Here is a 20110-nt window from a genome sequence, read left to right on the forward strand (position 1 = left end):
GCAAGATCAAGAGCGACTCGCTTCGCATCATGGTTACCGTTGACGGCTACAACTAAAAAGTTGTGTAGACACCTATGCTGCGATGAGGCCCTGAAATTCAACACAGTGGCCTGCATTGAAATGCAAAAAGCCCCGCCATTCACAGGGCGGGGCTTTCGTTTTTCAGCCTGTCACTCAGACCTGGGGGTCGCCCACGTGCAGGATCTTCATGCCATTGGTGCCACCGGTGGTGTGGTAGCTGTCGCCCTTGGTCAGGATGACCCAGTCGCCTTTCTCCACGACGCCGCGTTTGACCAGCTCGTCGATCGCCTTCTGGCTGACTTCGTTCGGCGCCAGCGACGCCGGGTCGAACGGGATGGTGTACACGCCACGGAACATGGCCGCGCGGGCCTGGGCTTCGCGGTGTGGGGTGAACGCGTAGATCGGCACCGAGGAGCGGATGCGCGACATGATCAACGGCGTGTAGCCACTTTCGGTCAAGGCGATGATGGCCTTGACACCCGGGAAGTGGTTGGCGGTGTACATGGCAGCCAGGGCGATGCTCTGGTCGCAGCTTTCGAAGACCTTGCCGATGCGGTGGCTGGAGGTCTTGCTGGTCGGGTGCTTTTCGGCACCGACGCAGATACGCGCCATGGCCTGCACGGCCTCCAGTGGGTAAGGGCCGGCGGCACTTTCAGCCGAGAGCATCACGGCGTCGGTGTAGTCGAGCACGGCGTTGGCCACGTCGGACACTTCGGCACGGGTCGGCATCGGGTTCTGGATCATCGACTCCATCATCTGGGTCGCAACGATCACCGCTTTGTTATGACGGCGTGCGTGCAGGATGATCTTCTTCTGGATACCGATCAGCTCGGCGTCACCGATTTCCACGCCCAGGTCGCCACGGGCAACCATCACGGCATCGGAAGCCTTGATCAGGCCGTCGAGGGTTTCATCATCGGCCACGGCTTCAGCACGTTCGATCTTCGCTACCAACCAGGCGGTACCGCCGGCTTCGTCGCGCAGCTTACGGGCGTATTCCATGTCGGCGGCGTCGCGCGGGAAGGACACGGCGAGGTAGTCCACTTCCATTTCAGCGGCGAGCTTGATGTCGGCCTTGTCTTTTTCAGTCAGGGCCGGCGCCGTCAGGCCACCACCGCGACGGTTGATGCCTTTGTGGTCGGACAGCGGGCCGCCGATGATCACGGTGCAGTTCAGCTCAGTCGGCGTGGCAGTGTCGACGCGCATCACCACACGACCGTCGTCCAGCAGCAGCTCGTCACCGACGCCGCAGTCCTTGACCAGGTCCGGGTAGTCGATGCCCACCACGTCCTGGGTGCCTTCGGTTAGCGGGTGGCTGGTGGAGAAGGTGAACTTGTCACCGATCTTCAGCTCGATCCGCTTGTTGGTGAATTTGGCGATACGGATTTTCGGGCCTTGCAGGTCGCCCAAGAGTGCAACGAAGCGGCCATGCTTGGCGGCCAGGTCACGCACCAGCTTGGCGCGAGCCTTGTGCTCGTCCGGGGTGCCGTGGGAGAAGTTCAGACGGGCGACGTCCAAACCAGCCAGAATCAGCTGTTCGAGGACTTCCGGCGAGTTACTGGCCGGGCCAAGGGTGGCGACGATTTTGGTACGACGGACGGACATGCACGGACTCCTGAGTTCAAGCGCTGGGGAAGGCTACTATGCTCTTTCGTTGTAGTCATTGTTCGTTTGCACTACTTATCGACGATTGGCTTGTTTTGGCTGCGGTTGAATGGGCAAACGCCTTGAAGATTTTCGACCAGGGGTCGATACACTGCACAAGACAGGAGAACCCCATGCGAATTTTGCTCGTTGCTGCCCTGGCCGTCAGTGTTGTCGGCTGTACCCGCTGGTCGATGGACCACCATTTGAACAACGCTTACCGCGCCTATGGGGTAGGTGATTGTGAGCGTGTCACCCTGGAGTTGTCCCAGGTCGATCGCGAGAGCCGTACCCGCCGCTACGTGCAACCGGAGGTTTCGATGTTGCGCGGGCAGTGCCTGGAGCGCCAGAAACTGTTTGTCGATGCCGCACAGACCTATCAGTTCATCATCGGCCACTACCCGTCGAGTGAGTACGCCTATCGAGCACGCGCGCGGCTCGATACCTTGCAGCAATTGGGGCATCTACCGGCTGCAGGCCTGGCAAAACCAAGGCCTGCGTCGCTGTGATGGTATTTGTCATTTTATAGCTGGCCTGTCGCCAGTCTTGGGCTAATCTTTGAATGTCTGTTTGTGCAGTTTCCCATTCGAACGGATGCAAAGCCCGGACTCGGCAGCTGTTTAGTGACAAGCGGTACCTGTTGTCACCCCGAGATCCAGGGAGAGCGAGCGATTGCTTGTTCCGAATCACTGGCACGGCCAGATTTTTGGCTATTGGATGGCGACTTCACCATGTTTATTGAACGAAGGATCGAGCGGCATCAACTGCCGTATTTTCTGCAGGTGTTCAATCGTATTACTGACAAGCCAATCGGCTATCTTGGAAATGTGTCTGAAGACGGTCTGATGCTGATCAGCTCGTTACCCATGATGACCGAGGTGGAGTTCGAGCTACGCTTGAAAGTGCCGGTTTCGCAAGGCGAGTTCAAGGCGATTGACCTCACGGCAACCTGCTTGTGGAGCCACGAGGATGTCACACCGCAGCATTACGACTCGGGGTTCAGCGTGCTTGAGGCACCCGAAGAGTACCGGCACCTGATCAACGCGCTGTTGCAGTACTTCAGCTTTTATCCTTTGCAGGCCTCTGTCTGAATTATGCGTGGGGTTGTGGCCGTTTCCTGGCCATACCTCTGCGCAGTCATCCTCAGAATACCCCGGCCTTTTTCCACTCCAGATAGCGCGTGACCAGCCCGGCACCCAGCGCCGATGGCAAGGTATCCAGCACCGAAAGCCCATGGGCGCTCAAGCGATCATGGCGTTGGTTGCGGGTGTTGAGGTAATCGACCGTGCCGCTGTAAGCCAGGGCGTCGGGCAATGTCTGCACAGGCGCCTGGCGCAGTTGGTCAAGGACCTCTTCCCGTAGACTGGCCACCAATACCCGGTGATGCCTGCCGATACGCTGGACGGCAGCCATCAAAGCTTCATCCTCCTCATCCCGCAGGTTGGTGACGATGATCACCAGCGCCCGGCGTTTTTGACTTGCCAGCAACTGGCTGGCGGCCGCCTGGTAGTCGGCAGTTTTTCGCGTGGTCTGCAGGTCGTAGACCGCATTGAGCAACAGGTTCAATTGGCCACTGCCCTTGACCGGCTTCAAGTAGCGCGGCTGGTCGCTGGCGAACGTGCACAACCCTACCGCATCGCCCTGTCGCAAGGCGACATAGCTCAGCAGCAGGCAGGCATTGAGGGCGTGGTCGAAATGGGACAGTTCATCATCCTGGCTGCGCATGTGCTGGCCGCAATCGAGCATGAACACGATTTGCTGGTCGCGTTCATCCTGGTATTCCCGGGCAATGGGCGTTCGTTGGCGGGCGGTGGCTTTCCAGTCGATCTGGCGCAGGCTGTCACCTTCACGAAACTCGCGCAGTTGGTGAAATTCCAGGCCCAATCCTCGCCGCTGATGTTGGCGCACACCCAGTTGGCTCAGCCAGTTATCCACACCCCGCAACTGCGCACCGTATAAACGTGCGAAATCCGGGTAAACACGGGTGGCATTGTGGGTTTCGACCCAGCGTCGTGCCGACCACAGCCCCAGTGGGCTTGGCAGCAGCAGTTCACAGCGACTGAAATGGAAGTGCCCGCGCCGCAAAGGGCGCACGCGATAGCCCAGCTCAGCACGTTCACCGGGGCGTAGTTGAATGGATTGAGGCAGGTTCTCCTCACCCAGGCCATCGGGCACGTGATCGAACACCTGCACAGTCAGTGGCTGTTTATAGTCGTGCTCCAGGCACAGGCGTATTTCTTCCCAGCGCCCCAGTGCCAGGCTGCCGGGCAATGCCCTGTACACGCGGGCCGAGGGACGGCGACGCAAGCGTGCGGCATCCAGCATCGCCAACAGCAACAGGGCCAGCAGCAGGCCCCAGGCCACGGAATGCAAGGTGGCGGGCACTTTCAACTGCAACGCTGCCGTGGCGCCTAACAGGGTGCTCAGTCCGAGCAGGACGCTCAGCCAGGTCAGGAGCAGACGGGTCGGTTTCATGGCCGCGTCATTGCCTTGGTGCTGCAATCTGGTCGAGTAACTGTTGGAGCACCTGGTCGACTTCCAAGCCGTCGATGTCCAGTTCTGGTGCGATGCGTACCCGGTGACGCAGTACCGCCAGGGCGCAGCCCTTGATGTCATCGGGGGTGACGAATTCGCCACCGCGCAACAGCGCACGGGCACGGGCACCGCGTACCAGAGCGATGGAGGCCCTGGGGCCGGCACCGATGGCCAGCCCCGGCCAACTGCGCGTGGCACGGGCCAGGCGCACGGCGTAGTCGAGCACCTGCTCATCCAACGGCAGGTCACTGGCAATTTGCTGCATCCGTACTACGTCCTCGGCTTGCAGCACGGTACGCAACGGCTGCACCTCCAACATGTCTGCCTTGGACGAGCGAGTCACTTCGCGGACCATATCCAGCTCTTGTAGAGCATCCGGGTAGTCCATTCGCACCTTGAGCATGAAGCGGTCCAACTCGGCCTCGGGCAGTGGGTAGGTGCCCTCTTGCTCGATGGGGTTCTGGGTCGCCAGCACCATGAAGGGTTGGCCGATGGGTAATGCTTCACCCTCCAGGGTCACTTGGCGTTCCTGCATGGCCTCCAGCAGCGCTGCCTGGGTCTTGGCGGGTGCACGGTTGATCTCGTCGGCCAGCAACAGGTGGGTGAACAACGGCCCCTTGCGCAGTTTGAACTGTTCGGTCTGCAGGTCGTAAACGGCGTGGCCGGTGACATCGCTGGGCATCAGGTCCGGGGTGAACTGGATACGCGCGAAATCACCGCCAAAGCAGCGGGCCAGGGCCCGTACCAGCAAGGTCTTGCCCAGACCAGGCACGCCTTCGAGCAGTACGTGGCCGCCTGCGATCAGGGCGGTGAGCACGTCGTCAATCACCGGGTCCTGGCCAATCACAGCCTTGCGCAATTCCACGCGCAGCGCCTGGGCCTGCTGGCTGGCATGCTGAAGGTTTTCGGCGGTCAGTGGAGAGTCGCTCATAAGGCATTCCTGAGGGTTTGCAGGTGCGCCACCTGTCGGCTGAAGTCGGCGCTGGAAAGCCGCTTCAGCGCAACGGGCTCAAGCGCCTGGCTGATGATGTGAGGGGGTTGTCGCGTAAGGTGTTCCAGCACTTGGCGTTGCTCTGACGCATCGAGGTGTTCGAACCCGGGATGGCGTCGCCGGGCTGCGCGCAGAATGTCGTGTTGCAAGGCTTGCAACAATGTGCCCTGGCCGCTGCGGCGCAATAGGAAATCCGCGCTGGCCTTCAAGTGTTCCTGCAGTTGGCGACGAGCCTTGGGAGCCGGTGCCTGGATCGGGCCCTGGCGCATGCCTGCCTGCCACAGCCCCAAGGCAAGCAGCGCAACCAGGGCGACGAGGGCCTGGGGGAAATAACGGAGCAACAGGGTAAACAGATCGTCCGTGTCGCTGTTGAACAGCAAGGTGACGTCAGTGCCCTGGTTCAGGTACCACAGCAACCAGGCGTTATCATGGTTGCCGATATCTGCGGTTTTCCATAGGTCGCTGTCGGTGATCACCGTTACGCGGCCTTGCCCCAGGTCAAGTTGCATCAGGTGGCTGGACTTGGCGCTGTTGGCGGAAAACTGCGCCAGGTGCTTGGGGTCGGTGAGGTTGAAGTCGGTGTCAAAACTGAAATACGCCGGTGCGGTTTCGTTGTCGACATAGAGCTTGGTCAGATCCGGTTTGGTTTTTTTACGCGGTGGCACGGGTTCGTCGAAGGTGTCGCTCAAGGTTTGGCGGATAGTGAGGCGGTCAAGCAGCAGGTCACCGCTTGTGCCGGCCTCTTCATCCCATAATGCCTCGGCGACCAGGAGCAGGTGGCCACCGGCTTTTGCCCAACCCAGCAGTTGTTCGACCTGGCGTGGGGTCATGTTGCTGCGCTCTCCCAGCAACAACAGGCTATGGCCTTTGGCGGGCAGTTCGGTGAGTCGTTCAAGGCCCTTGGCGTGTGCCACGACCAAGCCTTGCTGGCGTAGAAAGTGCTCGGCGGCCAGATAGGGATTGGCGCGAGCCTCTGGCGACGGGCCCCGGTCAACCACTTCGTCGTATGGAATTGCCTTGTGCAAGGCATATAAGCCGCCCGCACCCAACAGGCACGCCAGCAACAGCGCTGTCCACAATAACGCCCGGTTCATTGGCTCGCTCCGTCACTGAAAAGAGCACGCCAGTCGCTGCACAGTTTTTGTTGGGCTGAAGAAGGCGGCAGGCGGTGACCATAGGCCAGGTTTTGCCAGTGGCGTGTCAGTTCATCGCTGAACGCCAGTAATTGCGGTTGTTGCAAACGATGAACGCGCTCCAGTACCTGCCCCTCGGTATCGGCGCTTGTCAGTGGCAGGTCGAACTCGTGCAACAGCCGGCTGAGCAACCCGCGATACAGCAGGCCAAGGGCTTCCCGTGGCCGGGTGGGCCATAGCTGTTCGGCGGTGCTGGCGATGTCTTTGGGCAATGTCTCGGCGCCCAGCTCCAACCCGAACAACTGAGTGGGAGCGGATGAGGGGGCGGTAGTGCGAGTGGGCCCAAGGCGGCTGACGAACGTGCGCAACCATTCACGGTAACGCCAGCACACCAGGGCCAGGCCGCCAATCACAAGGCTCCAGAGCAGTATTTCCAAAGTTTTGGCGACGTATTTGAAGGTGTCGCTGTTAAGGTTGTCGAGCAGTGCCTGGAGCCAGCCAGGTAATTTGCCGTCGCCCTTGGCCTTGTTTTTAACCGGCGTTTTTTCTTCGCCAAACCGATAGCGTGTGACGGTTTCCGGGTTCTTGAAAGGTGGCTTTTCCAGCAGTGCCTGGATGGATTGGCTGGCGGCCTGGGTGCTGAGGGGCTTAGGGGCTGTGGTTTCATCTGCCATGGTCGGTGGGCTGATGTGTAGCAACGCCAGGCCAACGACCAGCAACAACAGTGGTGCAACGTTGCTCAGGCGCTGGCGCAGGCGACGGAATACCAGTTCCAGGTCCCAGGCCTCCAACACCGTGCGGCGGTTGAGGTACAGGCTGAAGCCACAGGCGACGTAGATGGGTTCCCAGAACACCAGGACCAGGGCATAGAAGGCATTGCTCAGGTGCTCAAGCCAAAGTACGTCCGAGCCTGACGCCAATATCAGCCGTTGCCAGTCCCAGTCCAGTTCCACCTGTTGCGGGATGAAGAGATAGAACAGGGCCATGCCGCCAAACCACAGGCCGATTTCCAGGTGCACGCCGATCGTCGTCAGCCAGCGTGCGGCGCCAGCGTTACGTTGCAGCAACACCCCAAGACGTCGTTGACGTGCGTCACCGTCCAGGCCTTCCAGTTGGCTGACGGGCAGGGTGAAGCTGCGACTCATGCTCAGCCGCCGCCAGGTCAGGCTGGCGAACAGTTGCCCTTTGAGCAATTGCGGCCAATGGCGAACGGCCTGTTTGAGGCTGGGAGGCTCACCAAACAGGGCCTTGGACAGAATGTACAGCGGCAAGCGGTCGAAGGCAGGCTTGAGCCACCAGAACAGGAACATGGCCAAAGACGGGTAATTCCAGAGCAATACCGTCAACAAGATGAATACCGGCAGGCTCACCAGTGCCCAACTGCTCATCAGCAGGAAACGGTGTTCCCTGGCCATCAGCACACCCAGGTCCATGGCTTCCCAGGACGTGCGCGGGCGAATCACCACGCTGGCGTCAGTCAGGCGCATGGCGACTCCGCCCGGCCAGGGACAGGTAAGCGGCCACCAGCAGCCAGAGCGCGGCGCCTACTGCGTATTTGATCCAGGGCTCGATGCGAGTGGTTGACGACCAGTAGGCTTCGATAAAGGCTGCGATCAATAGGAAAACCATGACACCGCAAAGCATCCGTATGCTTTTGTGGGCGGCCAGGCGCAGGGCCTCGCTGCGCGCCAAGCGCCCGGGGGCAACCAGTGACCAGCCCAGTTGCAAACCTGCGGCACCGGCCAGCGTGATGGCGCTCAACTCGAATGCGCCGTGACCAATGACAAACGACCAGAAGGTCTGGCCATAGCCAATGTCGGTAAGGTGCCCGGAGACTGCACCTATGACCAAGCCATTGAAAATCAGGAAGAACACACTGCCCAGGCCGAACAGCAGGCCGGCGGCAAAGGTCTGGAAGGCGATGCCGATGTTGTGCATCACGTAATAACCAAACATCATCCAGTCTTCGCTGGCGGCACGTTCGGCAGCACGGCCCAGACGGCTGGCGTCGGGGTTGTACATGCCCTGCATTTCGGCCACCTGCTGGGGGCTGATGATGCTGTAGACAAGGTCCGGGAATAGGTACACCAGCAGGGCTATCCCCACCAGGCTGCCAAAGAACAGCAGGCCAGCGATCAGCACGAAGCGCCATTGTTCGCGTACCAGGCGCGGGAAGTCGGCGAGAAGAAACGCCAGTATGTTTGCCGTCAGTTGGCTGCGATGGCGATACAGTTGTTGATGGCCGCGCAGTGCCAGTTGTTGCAACGGGTCGACCAGGTAACTGCTGTAGCCGCGTTGCTGAGCCAGGGCCAAGTGTTGGCACAGGCGTCGATATTGATGCGGGAAGTCGGCAACATCGGCGGCCTTGGCTTTACCTTGTTCCAGTTGCGTCAGCTGCTCGGCGAAGGTTTGCCATTGGTGCTGGTGGCGGCTTTCAAAAAGGCTCTGCTTCATGTCGGCCCCAACAAACCACGGGCTACACCGTTGAGTTGCTCCACGGCACGCGGCGCAGACACCTGCAGGGGTACTGCGAGGATCGCGGCCAGTTCATGCACCCGTTCGGCCGAGAGCTCGGCCTGGCGTTCGGCGAAACCGAGGATGGCCCGCTGTTCGCTCAACTGCAGTGCGAAGGGCAGGCGCAGGGCGGGCGCTTGAGGGATGCTTGGGCGTACCAGCGGCAATTCCCGGTAGACCACCAGCGTACCGGCGGCCAGGTCGCCGAGCCGCTTGAAGTGCGGATGCTGCAGGCAACTGATCGCGCCGAGGAAATAACCGAAGGGCAGCATGTCGACAAAACGCAGCAGGTTGCGGATCAGCGATGCCGACCAGCCAATGGGCGTGCCGTCATCCTGTACCACGCGCAGCCCCATGACCTGCTTGCCTGGCGAGCAGCCTTGATTGAGCACTTCGAACAACACCATGTACCACCAGCTCACCAGGAACAGCAGTAGCGAACCCAGCCCGACCCCCACATTGCCGAGCAGCGCCAGCGGCACCAGCAGGATACCCATGATGATCCCGCGCACGCCCAGGTCGAATGCAAAGGCCAATGCCCGCGAGGGCAGGCCAGCAGGGCGCAGGGGCAGGTCGATGCCCTCGGGCGTTTCTATCTGATAGTGGGTATCCAAAGGCGTTGATGGCATTGCGATCCTTGGCAGTGCGAAGCGGCTTAAGAGACACGGATGCTAGCAGTGTCGACGATGGAAGCAACCACCCGAGGTTTTTCTGGATATTTATACAGTAAGGTATCGCTGGCCCCGAACGCCTTGCAGCGCCTAGACTTTGTCGGTCTTCAGCACAGGAATAGCCCGTGACCTCGATTTTCTGGTACGACTATGAAACCACCGGCATCAACCCGCGCAACGATCGCCCGCTCCAGGTAGCCGGTATCCGCACCGACCTTGAGCTCAATGAGGTCGGTGCGCCGATCAACCTTTATTGCCAGCCCAGCGACGATATCCTGCCTCATCCGGCAGCGTGTGCGATCACGGGCATTACGCCGGCTATCCTCGCCGAGAAGGGCCTTGCCGAAGCCGATTTCATGACTCGGGTGCACGCCGAACTGGCCGCGCCAGGTACCTGTGGCGCCGGCTACAACACCTTGCGATTCGACGATGAAATGACGCGCTACAGTCTGTACCGCAATTTTTTCGACCCCTATGCGCGCGAGTGGCAGGGCGGCAACAGTCGCTGGGACTTGATTGATGTGATGCGCACCGCCTACGCCCTGCGGCCGGAGGGCATCAACTGGCCCGAGCAGGACGGGCGTGTGACCCTCAAGCTCGAACGCTTGACCGAGGCCAGCGGCATCGACCATGGCCAGGCCCATGATGCGTTGTCGGATGTGCGTGCAACCATCGCCCTGGCGCGGTTGGTCCGGGAGAAACAACCGAAGTTGTATGAATGGTTGTTTCAATTGCGTAGCAAGCAGCGGGTCATGGATCAGGTGCGGTTGCTGCAACCGATGGTGCATATCTCGGGGCGTTTTTCTGCCGAGCGCCATTATCTGGGCGTGGTCTTGCCCCTGGCCTGGCACCCGCGCAATCGCAATGCCTTGATCGTCTGTGACCTGGGGCTCGATCCACAAGGACTGCTGGACCTTGATGCGGCGACCCTGCGCCAGCGTCTTTACATGCGCCGCGATGAGTTGGCCGAAGGTGAGCTGCCGGTTCCGCTCAAGCTGCTGCATATCAACCGCTGCCCCGTGGTTGCGCCGTTGAAGGTGCTGCGCCCGCAAGACCTTGAGCGCCTGCAACTGGATAAGGAGGCTTGCCTCGCGCGGGCGCTGCGGCTAACTGACGCACAGGAAGTTTGGCGGGACAAGTTAGCGGCCATTTATGCTGAGGAAGACTTTGCGTCGAACGCGGACCCGGAGCAGCAGCTCTATGATGGTTTTATAGGTGACCGTGACCGCCGTTTATGTGAGCAAGTTCGCATGGCAGAGCCCGCGCAATTAGCCCGTCAGCAGTGGCCGTTCGATGATCATCGTTTGCCGGAATTATTATTTCGCTACCGGGCGCGTAACTTTCCTGAAACCTTGAACAATGAGGAGCAACAACGCTGGAAACTTTTCTGTCAGCAACGTTTGTCGGATGCGCAGTGGGGGGCGCCGAATACCCTGTTGGCATTTAAGCAGGCGCGTGAGGAGTTGGCGGTTAGTGCTACATCGTTTCAGTGCCAGGTGCTGGCGCAATGGCAGGACTATGTGGATTCATTAGCGGCGCGCCTGAATCTGTAGGCGCATAACTACAGAATATTCAGACAATAAAAAACGCCAGCAAGCTGGCGTTTTTCATGTGTGACGTATCGGGTGAACGTCCGACCGGGCTTAGCCCAGCAGGGTTGCCCAACCTTCAACTACGTCACCGCCCCACTTGGCTTTCCACTCTTTCAGAGTTTTGTGGTTGCCACCTTTGGTTTCAATCACTTCGCCGTTGTGTGGGTTTTTGTATTGCTTGACCTTGCGAGCACGCTTGGTGCCGGTAGTTTTCACAGCGCCGCGCGGTGCTTTAACTTTCGACTCTGGATCCAGCAGCGCGATGATGTCACGCAGGGATTTGGAGTATTCACCCATCAGGGTGCGCAATTTGCCTTCGAATTCCAGCTCGGTTTTCAGCTTGTCGTCTTCGGACAGGTTCTTCAAACGGGCTTGCAGCTCTTTGATAGCTTCTTCGGTGGCGCGGTATTCGTTGATCAGTGACATGTGGACTACCTTATGTAGAACGCTGAATGACAGGGTGAGTGGCCTAATAATAGTCAGGCAATTTCATCAAGTAAACATTTAAGACGGTATTTAGGTGAATGACATTGAATGTGTGTGAGAAAACCTGGCCGCTGAGTTAATTAGTAAGCGTTAAGCGCAAAGATAATCGCGTTAATTTTTTGCTACCGGCCTCAGCATGCCGTTGTACCGTCATATAGCGGTGGTAAAACCTTACACGATTAAGGGGTGTTACCACGGCCATGCCTCAAGATAAGGTGCAAGGGAATACTGCAGTTTTTCTGCGTAATCGCTAGAATAGCGGCCTTTGTGAAGTTCTGGAGTTTCCCCCTAATGCGCACTTTTCGGCTGGTGATTGCTTGCCCGGACCGGGTTGGCATCGTTGCCAAGGTCAGTAACTTTCTGGCTTCCCATAATGGCTGGATCACCGAGGCGAGCCATCACTCGGACAATCTCAGTGGTTGGTTTTTCATGCGTCACGAAATCCGTGCCGATACGCTGCCCTTTGGCCTGGAAGCCTTCCGCGAGGCGTTTGCGCCGATTGCCGAAGAGTTTTCGATGACCTGGCACATCACCGACACCGAGCAGAAGAAACGCGTGGTGCTGATGGCCAGCCGCGAATCCCACTGCCTGGCAGACCTGCTGCACCGCTGGCACAGCGACGAACTCGATTGCGAGATTGCTTGCGTGATTTCCAACCACGACGACCTGCGCAGCATGGTCGAATGGCATGGCATCCCTTATTACCATGTGCCGGTCAACCCACAGGACAAGGAGCCGGCATTTGCCGAGGTGTCGCGCCTGGTCAAGCAGCATGACGCGGATGTGGTGGTGCTGGCGCGCTACATGCAAATCCTGCCGCCGGAACTGTGCCGCGAATACGCTGGCAAGGTGATCAACATCCACCACAGCTTCTTGCCATCCTTTGTCGGTGCCAAACCGTATCACCAGGCTTCCCTGCGTGGCGTGAAGCTGATTGGTGCAACCTGCCACTACGTGACCGAAGAGCTGGACGCCGGCCCGATCATCGAGCAGGACGTGGTGCGCGTCAGCCACAGCGACAGTATTGAAGACATGGTGCGGTTCGGCCGTGACGTCGAGAAGATGGTGCTGGCCCGTGGCCTGCGCTATCACCTGGAAGATCGCGTGTTGGTGCACGGCAACAAGACCGTGGTCTTCTGACCCGGCGATTGTGATTGAAAGACACAGGGGCCTGGAGGTAAAACTCTCCAGGCCCTTTTTTATTTCTGTTTCAGGAGATTCCCATGAGCGATCCGCTGGATAAAGCCACCTCACGGGCACCTGCTACTTTGGGCGAGGGCTGTTTGAGTCGTTACGACCCGGACGCGCTGGATGCCGAGGATGGTACTGATTTTCCAGGCGCGGCGCGTTTATGGGAACAGACACTGGCGCAGGCCCCGTCGCCTGCCGTCCCCGAAAAAGACGCTTGAGCAGCGGTTTGCCGACCATCAATAGAAACACTGGCGCACCGGCCAGCAAATAGAAGTAGTAGGTCACCGCTCGCCAGATCAGAATCGCCGCCGCCGCTGTGGATGTGCCCACCATGGGCGCCAGCAGTGCCGCTGACGTCAATTCCGCAGCGCCGGCCCCGCCAGGCGCCAGGCTGAACTGCCCCGCAGTCAGGGATAACATCTGGATCAGAAAGCTCCAGGCCCACTGCACCTCGCCCCCCAACCCGCGCAGCGCCAGGTACAGCACGCTGTAACGCAGCAGCCAATGCAGGCTGGTCAGCACAAAGACCCCCAGCAAGGTGCTCCGGGGTAGTTTCAGGGTGGCGCTGAACGCCGCGAGAAAACGTAGCAACCGGCGTGCCCAGCGTCGGCGGGTGGTAGCGCCGACCTTCATGGCCTTGAGTGCCAAACCCGCCAGGCGAATCAGCCGCCGGTGAAAATGCACCACGGCCCAGCCACTGATCACCCCACCCACCATCGACACGGCGCTGAGCCCCAGCAACCATTCCAGGCGCGGGCTAAGGCTATGGAACAGCGCATACAGCAAGATCCCCACCAGTGCGCAGAGAAAAAACACCAGGTCGCTCAACTGGTCCATGGCGAACACCGCGCTGCCGTGGGCGGGGCGAATGCCATTGCGTGCCAGCAGGGCCATCAGGGTCAACGGCCCGCCGCTGCCACCGGGAGTTGCACACATGGCGAACTCAGTGGATATCACCACGCCAAGGCTTTTGAGCGGCCCTAACTGGCCGCGATGCTCGCCAAGCAACAGGCGGATGCGCAGGCTGTTGATCAGCCAGCAGCCGATGATCATGGCGAACATCCCCAGCAACTGGGGCAACGGAAACTGGCGCAGGAGCGCAATGCTTTCGCCGCCGCCCAGCCATACCGGAATGGCCAGTGCCACCAAGAGGGCCAGCACCAGCCAGATCAGTCGACCCATGGCTGCGTCGCCAGCCAGGCGGCCTTGGTTTGGGGGACGCGCCCAGTGTTGAGCAGGCGTTGCAAGGTGTGCAGCCAATAATCGCGGGAAAATCTGTGGCGCATGTCCACCGGGTGCAATCCCAATCGGATCAGCGGGGCCTTCTGCCAACGCTGTTCACGGCGGTCGCTGAGGACTTTTGACAATCCGCGGCGCCAGGCACTGCGAGCGCTCCACACCAGGCCCGGGGCGTCGATGGGGGTGAAGTCCGGCAGGCGATAAAGATGGTGTGGGTCGCTGGTGTAGCTCAGCGGCAACTGGCGCAATGCCTGCCGGGTGCCATCGCTCATCAACCAGGCGGGCGCAACAAAGCCATGCAGCGGCCAGCCATTGCGCTGGAATACCTCAATGCCGGCGGTCAGCCGTCGCAACGCCTCAGCCTCGGACAGCTGGTAAAACTCGCCTTCGTGGGTATAGATGCGTCGCATAAACCATTCTTTTGGCGTACGCGGCCGAGGTTGGTCGTCGCAATGGTAATAACCATGCAAGGTGAGTTCATCGCCCTTGGCGACACGGCTGTCGAGCAGACGCCGAAAATCACGGTGGGCGGCCAGGTCGTCATGGTGATGGAAGTCCGGCACCACCAGCCAAGTGATGGGCACGTTACCCAGTGCATCGACGGCCTCGACGAAGGGCCGGTAGTTGGCCCAGGTGTGCGGTGCCACGTCGTGCAGTACCAGCATCAGCGCGCGCTCAGCCATGGGCGAGCATCGGTTCATGGCTGCCCAGTACGGCGTAGTAATGCCCCAGCAGGCTGTCGACTACCGTGTCCCACGCATAATGCAGCTCGACATGGCGCCGAGCCTGAGCACCCAGGCGTCGGCAGTCGGTACTGAACAGCTCGCGCACCGCATCGGCCATGGCCTTGGGGTTGTTGGGCGCGCACAGCAGGCCACAACGCTCGTCGACAATCTCGGTAAAGGCCCCGGCCGCCACGGCGACCACCGGAATACCGCAGGCCATGGCTTCCAGGATCACCAGCCCGAAGGTCTCCTGGTCGCCGCCATGCAGTAAGGCGTCGGCGCTGGCCATCAGCCGCGCAACATGCTGGGCAGGGCGGAACCCATCGACCACGGTGACATTGTCCGGCACGCTGGCCGGCATGCCGGAGCCCACCAGCAGCAAGTGGTAGCCATCTCCCAGGCGCTTCATGCAGTTGAGCAGCACCGGCAGGTTTTTCTCCTTGGAGCCGCGCCCGGCGAAGATCAGTAGCCGAGTGTCTTCGCCAATCCCCAGTTCGGCGCGCAGGCCGGGGTCACGTACCTCAGGGGTGAAAGTTTGCAGGTCTACGCCCAGCGGTTGCACGAAGACATTTCTGACGCCAAGCCCGGTGAGTTTGTCGGCCATTACCTGGCTGGGGGCGAGCACTCGGTCAAAATTCCCATAGAGTTTGCGCACATAGGCTTCAACATTGGGGGTAAACCAAGGCCCCATGCGGTTGCTCACCAGCAGTGGCAGGTCGGAGTGGTAAAAGCCGATGACCGGCACATCCAATTGGCGTCGGGCATCCAGTGCGGCCCAGGCGGTCAGGTAAGGGTCACCGACTTCGATCAGATCGGGCTGTAAATCGTGCAGGACATTTCGCCAGGGCGCCAAGCGAAGGGGGAAGCGATAGCCTTTGCCGAAGGGCAGGGCGGGCGCCGGTACTTTGAAGATGCCGTCCTGCTCGCTCAAGTGTGCACCGGGTATCAACAGGCTGTGGCGAATGCCCGGTTTGAGCGCCAGACGCCGATGCTTGGCGTCAAGGTAAGTGCGTACGCCACCGCTGGCCGGGGCGTAGAACATGGTTATGTCAGCGATATGCACGATGAACATCCCTCCGATCCATTGCTCTCCCTAGATGGACCTGAGGTAAGGATAGATGTTCGGTTTAGATTCGCAGCATGACGGTGGCGGGAGCGGACAAACAGCACGCTGTAGGAGCGAGCTTGCTCGCGAAAAACTCACAGACTCCGCGTTTCTTCAGGCAGCCCGCGTTATCGTTGAGGTTTTTCGCGAGCAAGCTCGCTCCTACAGGTGGATTAAGGTGGGGGACCTCAGATCCGGAAGCTGCCCACCAATTGCTTCAGGCGCGAGGCCTGTTGTTCGAGGTCCGAGCAGGCGCGCAGGGTCGATTGCAGGTTTTCCACCCCTTCCTGGTTGAGGGTGTTGATCTCGGTGATGTCCATATTGATCGACTCCACCACCGAGGTCTGTTCTTCAGTGGCGGTGGCGACCGACTGGTTCATACCGTCGATCTCGCCAATGCGCTGGGTCACGCTGTTCAAGCGCTCGCCGGCCAGGTTGGCGATTTCCACGCTGTCCAGGCTGTGACGTTGGCTTTCGCTCATGGTTGTCACCGAGTCCCGGGCACCCACCTGTAGCTCTTCGATCATCGTCTGCACCTGTTGCGCCGACTCTTGAGTGCGATGGGCCAGGTTGCGCACTTCATCGGCCACCACCGCAAAGCCACGCCCGGCTTCCCCGGCGCGCGCCGCTTCGATCGCCGCATTGAGCGCCAGCAGGTTGGTTTGCTGGGAAATGCTGGTGATCACTTCAAGGATCTGGCCGATATTCACCGTTTTGCTGTTAAGTGCTTCGATATTGGTGCTTGAGGTGCTGATCATGCTGGATAACTGCGTCATCGCCTTGATATTGCGTTCAACCACCTGCTGGCCGTCCTCGGCCAGGTGCCGTGCATCGCTGGCCTGACTGGAGGCTTGGGCGGCGTTGCGTGCGATCTCCTGGGCCGCGGCCCCCAGTTGGTTGATGGCGGCGGCGACGCTGTTGGTGCGGTTGGCCTGTTCGTCGGAGTTGACCATCGAAGAGTTGGAGGCACTGACCACCCGCAGGGCCACTTCATTGACGTGCTCGGTCGCTGAAGACACTTCGCGAATCGAGGTATGAATGCGCTCGACGAAGCGGTTGAACGCATTGCCCAGGGTGCCGAATTCATCATTGTTCTGGATGGTCAGGCGGCGGGTCAGGTCGCCTTCACCGTCGGCAATGTCCTGCATGGCCCGGGTCATCAGGTGCAAAGGTTGCAGCAAGACGCGGATGAGCATGCCGAGCAGGGCGATGATGATCACCACCGCGATGATCGTGGCGATCACCGCCGAGGTGCGAAACTCACTGAGCATGGCGAAAGACTTGTCTTTATCCACCGAAACGCCCAGGTACCAGTTCACCGAGGGCAGGCCCTTGATCGGTGTGAACGTCACGATATTGGTCTTGCCGTTGGCTTGCACTTCGCTGAAGTCGCCGCTGATCTTCGGCGTGTCTTTTGGATAAACGTCCGCCAGGGTCTTCATCACCAGGGCTTTATCCGGGTGCACCAGCACTTTGCCGTCGGCGCTGACCAGGAACGCATAACCCATGCCGCCAAAATCCAACGCGCCGATGTTATCCACCAGGGTCTGCAGGCTCAGGTCGCCGCCGACTACGCCGATGCTCTGGCCACCCTTGGCGCTGGGCGTGGCGACAGAGATGATCAGTTGCCCGGTCGCAGCGTCGATATAGGGTTCGGTCAGGGTCGAACCGTTACTGGCCTGGGCGCCTTTGTACCAGGGGCGAACACGCGGGTCGAAGCCGTCGGGCATCTTGGTGTCGGGGCGGATAGTGAACGCGCCCTGGCTGTCACCGACGTAGGTGGCCATGAATGACGAGGTCAGCGCTTTCTGCTCCAGCAGGCTGGCGACGACGGTTTTTTCAGGGTTGATGGCGATGTTCTGTGCGGCGTTTTCCACCAGGGCGATACGCCCGGTGAGCCAGGTCTGGATGTTGCTGGCGGTGACGTCGCCCATCTCATGCAGGTAGTTATTGAGGTCGTCACGAATCGCGTTGCGCTGCAGGTAGTCGTTGTAGAGGGTAAACAACGCAAAGGCGGCGATGACGATAAGGGAGGCTGCAAGCAGGATCTTGTGGCTGAAGCGCAGATTTTTGTTCATGGCTTGAAGGGTCCGCTAAGGTCTTAATATCCGAGGCGCATCCTATGCGGGAGGCGCAAAATGGCAGCGTCAAAAAAGGTGTGGTATTTCTGGTGATAGCTCCGTTGGTCCATGTCGGAATTATCTGACCGTTTTTTAGTCTTTGTCGGGCTTACATCCGTCTATATCGACCTCGCGGCACTAAAGATTAACCATAGGTGACGAAATGCCTGACTCCACACAACTGCTTATCGGTGCCGGCCTTGACGGCCAGCCCATCGCCCAGTCCATGCGCCTGGCCAACCGTCATGGGTTGATCGCCGGCGCCACGGGCACCGGCAAGACCGTCACCTTGCAGCGCCTGGCGGAAGCCTTCAGTGATGCGGGTGTGGCGGTGTTCGCTGCCGACATCAAAGGCGACCTCTGCGGCCTGGGCGCCGCCGCCAACCCCCAGGGCAAAGTGGCCGAGCGCATCGCCGGTATGCCCTTCCTTAATTACACGGCCCAGGCGTACCCGGTCACCCTGTGGGATATCCACGGCCAATCCGGTCATCCGTTGCGCACCACCATCAGTGAAATGGGCCCGCTCTTGCTCGGCAGCCTATTGGAGCTCACCGACAGCCAGCAATCGGCGCTCTATGCGGCATTCAAAGTGGCCGACCGCGAAGGCCTGTTGCTGCTGGACCTCAAGGACCTCAAGGCACTGCTCAATCACCTGCGCTATCACCCGGAACTGCTGGGCGACGACGCGGCCTTGATGACCACCGGTTCCAGCCAGGCCTTGTTGCGGCGTCTGGCAGTGCTGGAGCAACAGGGCGCCGAAGCCTTGTTTGGCGAGCCGGCCCTGCAACTGGAAGATATTTTGCAGCCCGCCAGTGATGGGCGTGGGCGCATCCACCTGCTGGACGCCAGCCGCTTGGTGCATGAGGCGCCGAAGGTCTACGCGACCTTCCTGTTGTGGCTGCTGGCAGAGTTGTTCGAACAATTGCCGGAACGCGGCGATGCCGACAAACCGTTGTTGGCGTTGTTTTTCGACGAGGCGCACTTGTTGTTCGCCGATACGCCAAAAGCCTTGCAGGAGCGCCTGGAGCAGGTGGTGCGCCTGATCCGTTCCAAAGGCGTCGGCGTGTATTTCGTTACCCAATCGCCGGGCGACTTGCCGGATACGGTGCTGGCGCAGTTGGGCCTGCGCATCCAGCACGGTTTGCGTGCGTTCACTGCCAAAGAACAGAAATCCTTGCGGGCAGTGGCGGACGGCTTCCGGCCCAACCCAACGTTCGATACCTTGTCGGTGCTTACAGAGTTGGGCACCGGTGAGGCATTGGTGGGAACCTTGCAGGAAAAAGGCACGCCGGAAGTCGTCCAGCGCGTACTGGTTGCTCCTCCGCAATCGCGGATCGGGCCGCTCACCGAAGCCGAACGTAAAGCGTTGGTTGCCAGTTCGCCGCTGTTGGGGCGCTATGACAAACCGGTGGATCGTGAGTCTGCCTATGAAGTGTTGATGGCCCGCAAGGAGCTTGGGCCTGCCGAGCAGGCCGCTCCGGCCGCCGAAGAGCCGAGCTTCACCGACAAGGCGGGTGCCTTCCTGGGGACCACGGCGGGCAAGGCGTTGAAGTCGGCCATGCAGCAGGCCGCCAATCAGATGGGGCGCCAGTTGGTGCGTGGTCTGCTGGGTTCGTTATTGGGCGGCAGCAAACGCAAATAGCGTTTCAGGCTTTGGGCCGGGCATGGGCGGCCAGCCGTTCCAGGGCGGCGCGCAAGCCCGGGTCGTTGATCCCTTCGGCGGTGGCCTGAAGGGTTTCGGCGGCCGTTTCCGACAGGTCCAGGGTATGCCCCACTGCGCTTTGCGGGACGGTGGGTGGCTGTACCTTGAACTGAATGCGCGTCAAGCCGGCGAATTCTTCAAACGCCATCAACTGGCGCTGCAAGCGTTTTTGCTGATAACGCAAGCGCGTGGCCCAATGACCATCAGTGACAATTAATAGCAGATTGCCTTCGCGCCAGGACGCCACATGACAGTGCTCACGTGCGGCAGGTTGCAGCTGGCTTTCCAGCAGGCGTTGCAAATGGCCCAGGCGTTTGGCATGGCCAAAGATGGCTTTCAGCGGTTTGGCTTCGCGGAGCAACACGCCGGGGGCGCGGGCTGCGAGAGGGCGAAATGCCATGTTTAGACACCTTAGGTAACAGAGCCGCTATCTTAGCAGAA

Annotated in this window: 18 protein-coding genes and 1 pseudogene; 5 read left to right on the top strand and 14 right to left on the bottom strand. The window is 60.2% G+C overall.

Features of this window, described 5'->3' with window-relative positions; all coding sequences use genetic code 11:
- Positions 1–174: 174 nt before the first annotated feature.
- Positions 175–1626, bottom strand: coding sequence for a pyruvate kinase (pyk, locus tag ODQ19_RS17370; RefSeq protein ID WP_003193904.1), 1452 nt, complete (start codon positions 1624–1626; stop codon positions 175–177).
- 173 nt (positions 1627–1799) lie between these two features.
- Between pyk and ODQ19_RS17375 the strand changes: the two genes are divergently transcribed.
- Both ODQ19_RS17375 and ODQ19_RS17380 read left to right on the top strand, forming a co-directional pair.
- The gene (locus ODQ19_RS17375; protein WP_116665931.1) at positions 1800–2174 is read left to right on the top strand and encodes a tetratricopeptide repeat protein; all 375 of its coding nucleotides are present in this window, start codon (positions 1800–1802) and stop codon (positions 2172–2174) included.
- A gap of 222 nt (positions 2175–2396) precedes the next feature.
- Positions 2397–2756, top strand: coding sequence for a PilZ domain-containing protein (locus ODQ19_RS17380; RefSeq protein ID WP_330210730.1), 360 nt, complete (start codon positions 2397–2399; stop codon positions 2754–2756).
- 52 nt (positions 2757–2808) lie between these two features.
- Here the strand turns inward: ODQ19_RS17380 and ODQ19_RS17385 are convergent, their stop codons facing one another.
- From ODQ19_RS17385 to ODQ19_RS17410, 6 genes are read right to left on the bottom strand one after another with little or no spacing between them, the layout of a single operon-like run.
- Positions 2809–4140, bottom strand: a complete 1332-nt coding sequence (locus tag ODQ19_RS17385; RefSeq protein WP_330210731.1) for a DUF58 domain-containing protein — start codon at positions 4138–4140, stop codon at positions 2809–2811.
- Positions 4141–4147: 7 nt separating this feature from the next.
- Positions 4148–5131 (bottom strand): AAA family ATPase, encoded by a 984-nt coding sequence (locus tag ODQ19_RS17390; protein WP_116665934.1) that lies wholly within the window; start codon positions 5129–5131, stop codon positions 4148–4150.
- On the bottom strand, positions 5128–6285 hold the full coding sequence (locus tag ODQ19_RS17395; RefSeq protein WP_330210732.1) for a DUF4350 domain-containing protein: 1158 nt from the start codon (positions 6283–6285) through the stop codon (positions 5128–5130). Before ODQ19_RS17395 ends, ODQ19_RS17390 begins: the two co-directional genes overlap by 4 nt.
- Entirely contained in the window at positions 6282–7811 is a 1530-nt protein-coding gene (locus ODQ19_RS17400; RefSeq protein ID WP_116665936.1) for a DUF4129 domain-containing protein, read from the bottom strand. Before ODQ19_RS17400 ends, ODQ19_RS17395 begins: the two co-directional genes overlap by 4 nt.
- Positions 7798–8778: a stage II sporulation protein M gene (locus ODQ19_RS17405; RefSeq protein WP_330210733.1), complete on the bottom strand. Its 981-nt coding sequence runs from the start codon at positions 8776–8778 to the stop codon at positions 7798–7800. Before ODQ19_RS17405 ends, ODQ19_RS17400 begins: the two co-directional genes overlap by 14 nt.
- Positions 8775–9467: an RDD family protein gene (locus ODQ19_RS17410; RefSeq protein ID WP_330210734.1), complete on the bottom strand. Its 693-nt coding sequence runs from the start codon at positions 9465–9467 to the stop codon at positions 8775–8777. The genes ODQ19_RS17405 and ODQ19_RS17410 overlap by 4 nt, the downstream gene beginning before the upstream one ends.
- A gap of 167 nt (positions 9468–9634) precedes the next feature.
- On the opposite strand from ODQ19_RS17410, the gene sbcB reads away from it, so the two are divergent.
- A complete protein-coding gene (gene sbcB, locus ODQ19_RS17415; protein WP_330210735.1) occupies positions 9635–11062 on the top strand; it encodes an exodeoxyribonuclease I in 1428 nt (475 codons plus the stop codon).
- A gap of 90 nt (positions 11063–11152) precedes the next feature.
- Here sbcB and mvaT read toward each other — a convergent pair whose 3' ends face one another.
- Positions 11153–11527: a histone-like nucleoid-structuring protein MvaT gene (gene mvaT / locus ODQ19_RS17420; RefSeq protein WP_019821235.1), complete on the bottom strand. Its 375-nt coding sequence runs from the start codon at positions 11525–11527 to the stop codon at positions 11153–11155.
- A gap of 351 nt (positions 11528–11878) precedes the next feature.
- On the opposite strand from mvaT, the gene purU reads away from it, so the two are divergent.
- Positions 11879–12727, top strand: a complete 849-nt coding sequence (purU, locus tag ODQ19_RS17425; RefSeq protein WP_102061326.1) for a formyltetrahydrofolate deformylase — start codon at positions 11879–11881, stop codon at positions 12725–12727.
- 123 nt (positions 12728–12850) lie between these two features.
- On the opposite strand, the gene ODQ19_RS17430 is transcribed toward purU, so the two are convergent.
- The 5 genes and pseudogenes from ODQ19_RS17430 to ODQ19_RS28195 form a co-directional block, all read right to left on the bottom strand.
- A complete protein-coding gene (locus tag ODQ19_RS17430; RefSeq protein ID WP_330210736.1) occupies positions 12851–13960 on the bottom strand; it encodes a lysylphosphatidylglycerol synthase transmembrane domain-containing protein in 1110 nt (369 codons plus the stop codon).
- Complete coding sequence (locus tag ODQ19_RS17435; RefSeq protein WP_330210737.1) at positions 13948–14700, bottom strand: polysaccharide deacetylase family protein; 753 nt, start codon at positions 14698–14700, stop codon at positions 13948–13950. The genes ODQ19_RS17430 and ODQ19_RS17435 overlap by 13 nt, the downstream gene beginning before the upstream one ends.
- Positions 14693–15814: a glycosyltransferase family 4 protein gene (locus tag ODQ19_RS17440; RefSeq protein ID WP_330210738.1), complete on the bottom strand. Its 1122-nt coding sequence runs from the start codon at positions 15812–15814 to the stop codon at positions 14693–14695. Before ODQ19_RS17440 ends, ODQ19_RS17435 begins: the two co-directional genes overlap by 8 nt.
- A gap of 221 nt (positions 15815–16035) precedes the next feature.
- Positions 16036–16800, bottom strand: coding sequence for a methyl-accepting chemotaxis protein (locus ODQ19_RS28190; RefSeq protein ID WP_370694806.1), 765 nt, complete (start codon positions 16798–16800; stop codon positions 16036–16038).
- Positions 16801–16893: 93 nt separating this feature from the next.
- Positions 16894–17925: pseudogene (locus ODQ19_RS28195) on the bottom strand (HAMP domain-containing protein); the annotation flags it as partial.
- A gap of 205 nt (positions 17926–18130) precedes the next feature.
- On the opposite strand from ODQ19_RS28195, the gene ODQ19_RS17455 reads away from it, so the two are divergent.
- The gene (locus ODQ19_RS17455; protein WP_330210739.1) at positions 18131–19609 is read left to right on the top strand and encodes a helicase HerA-like domain-containing protein; all 1479 of its coding nucleotides are present in this window, start codon (positions 18131–18133) and stop codon (positions 19607–19609) included.
- Between the two features lie 4 nt (positions 19610–19613).
- On the opposite strand, the gene ODQ19_RS17460 is transcribed toward ODQ19_RS17455, so the two are convergent.
- The gene (locus ODQ19_RS17460; RefSeq protein WP_330210740.1) at positions 19614–20069 is read right to left on the bottom strand and encodes a DUF721 domain-containing protein; all 456 of its coding nucleotides are present in this window, start codon (positions 20067–20069) and stop codon (positions 19614–19616) included.
- Positions 20070–20110 lie beyond the last annotated feature (41 nt).

Source organism: Pseudomonas sp. AM4(2022), from assembly GCF_036346515.1.
Lineage (GTDB): Bacteria > Pseudomonadota > Gammaproteobacteria > Pseudomonadales > Pseudomonadaceae > Aquipseudomonas > Aquipseudomonas paracarnis.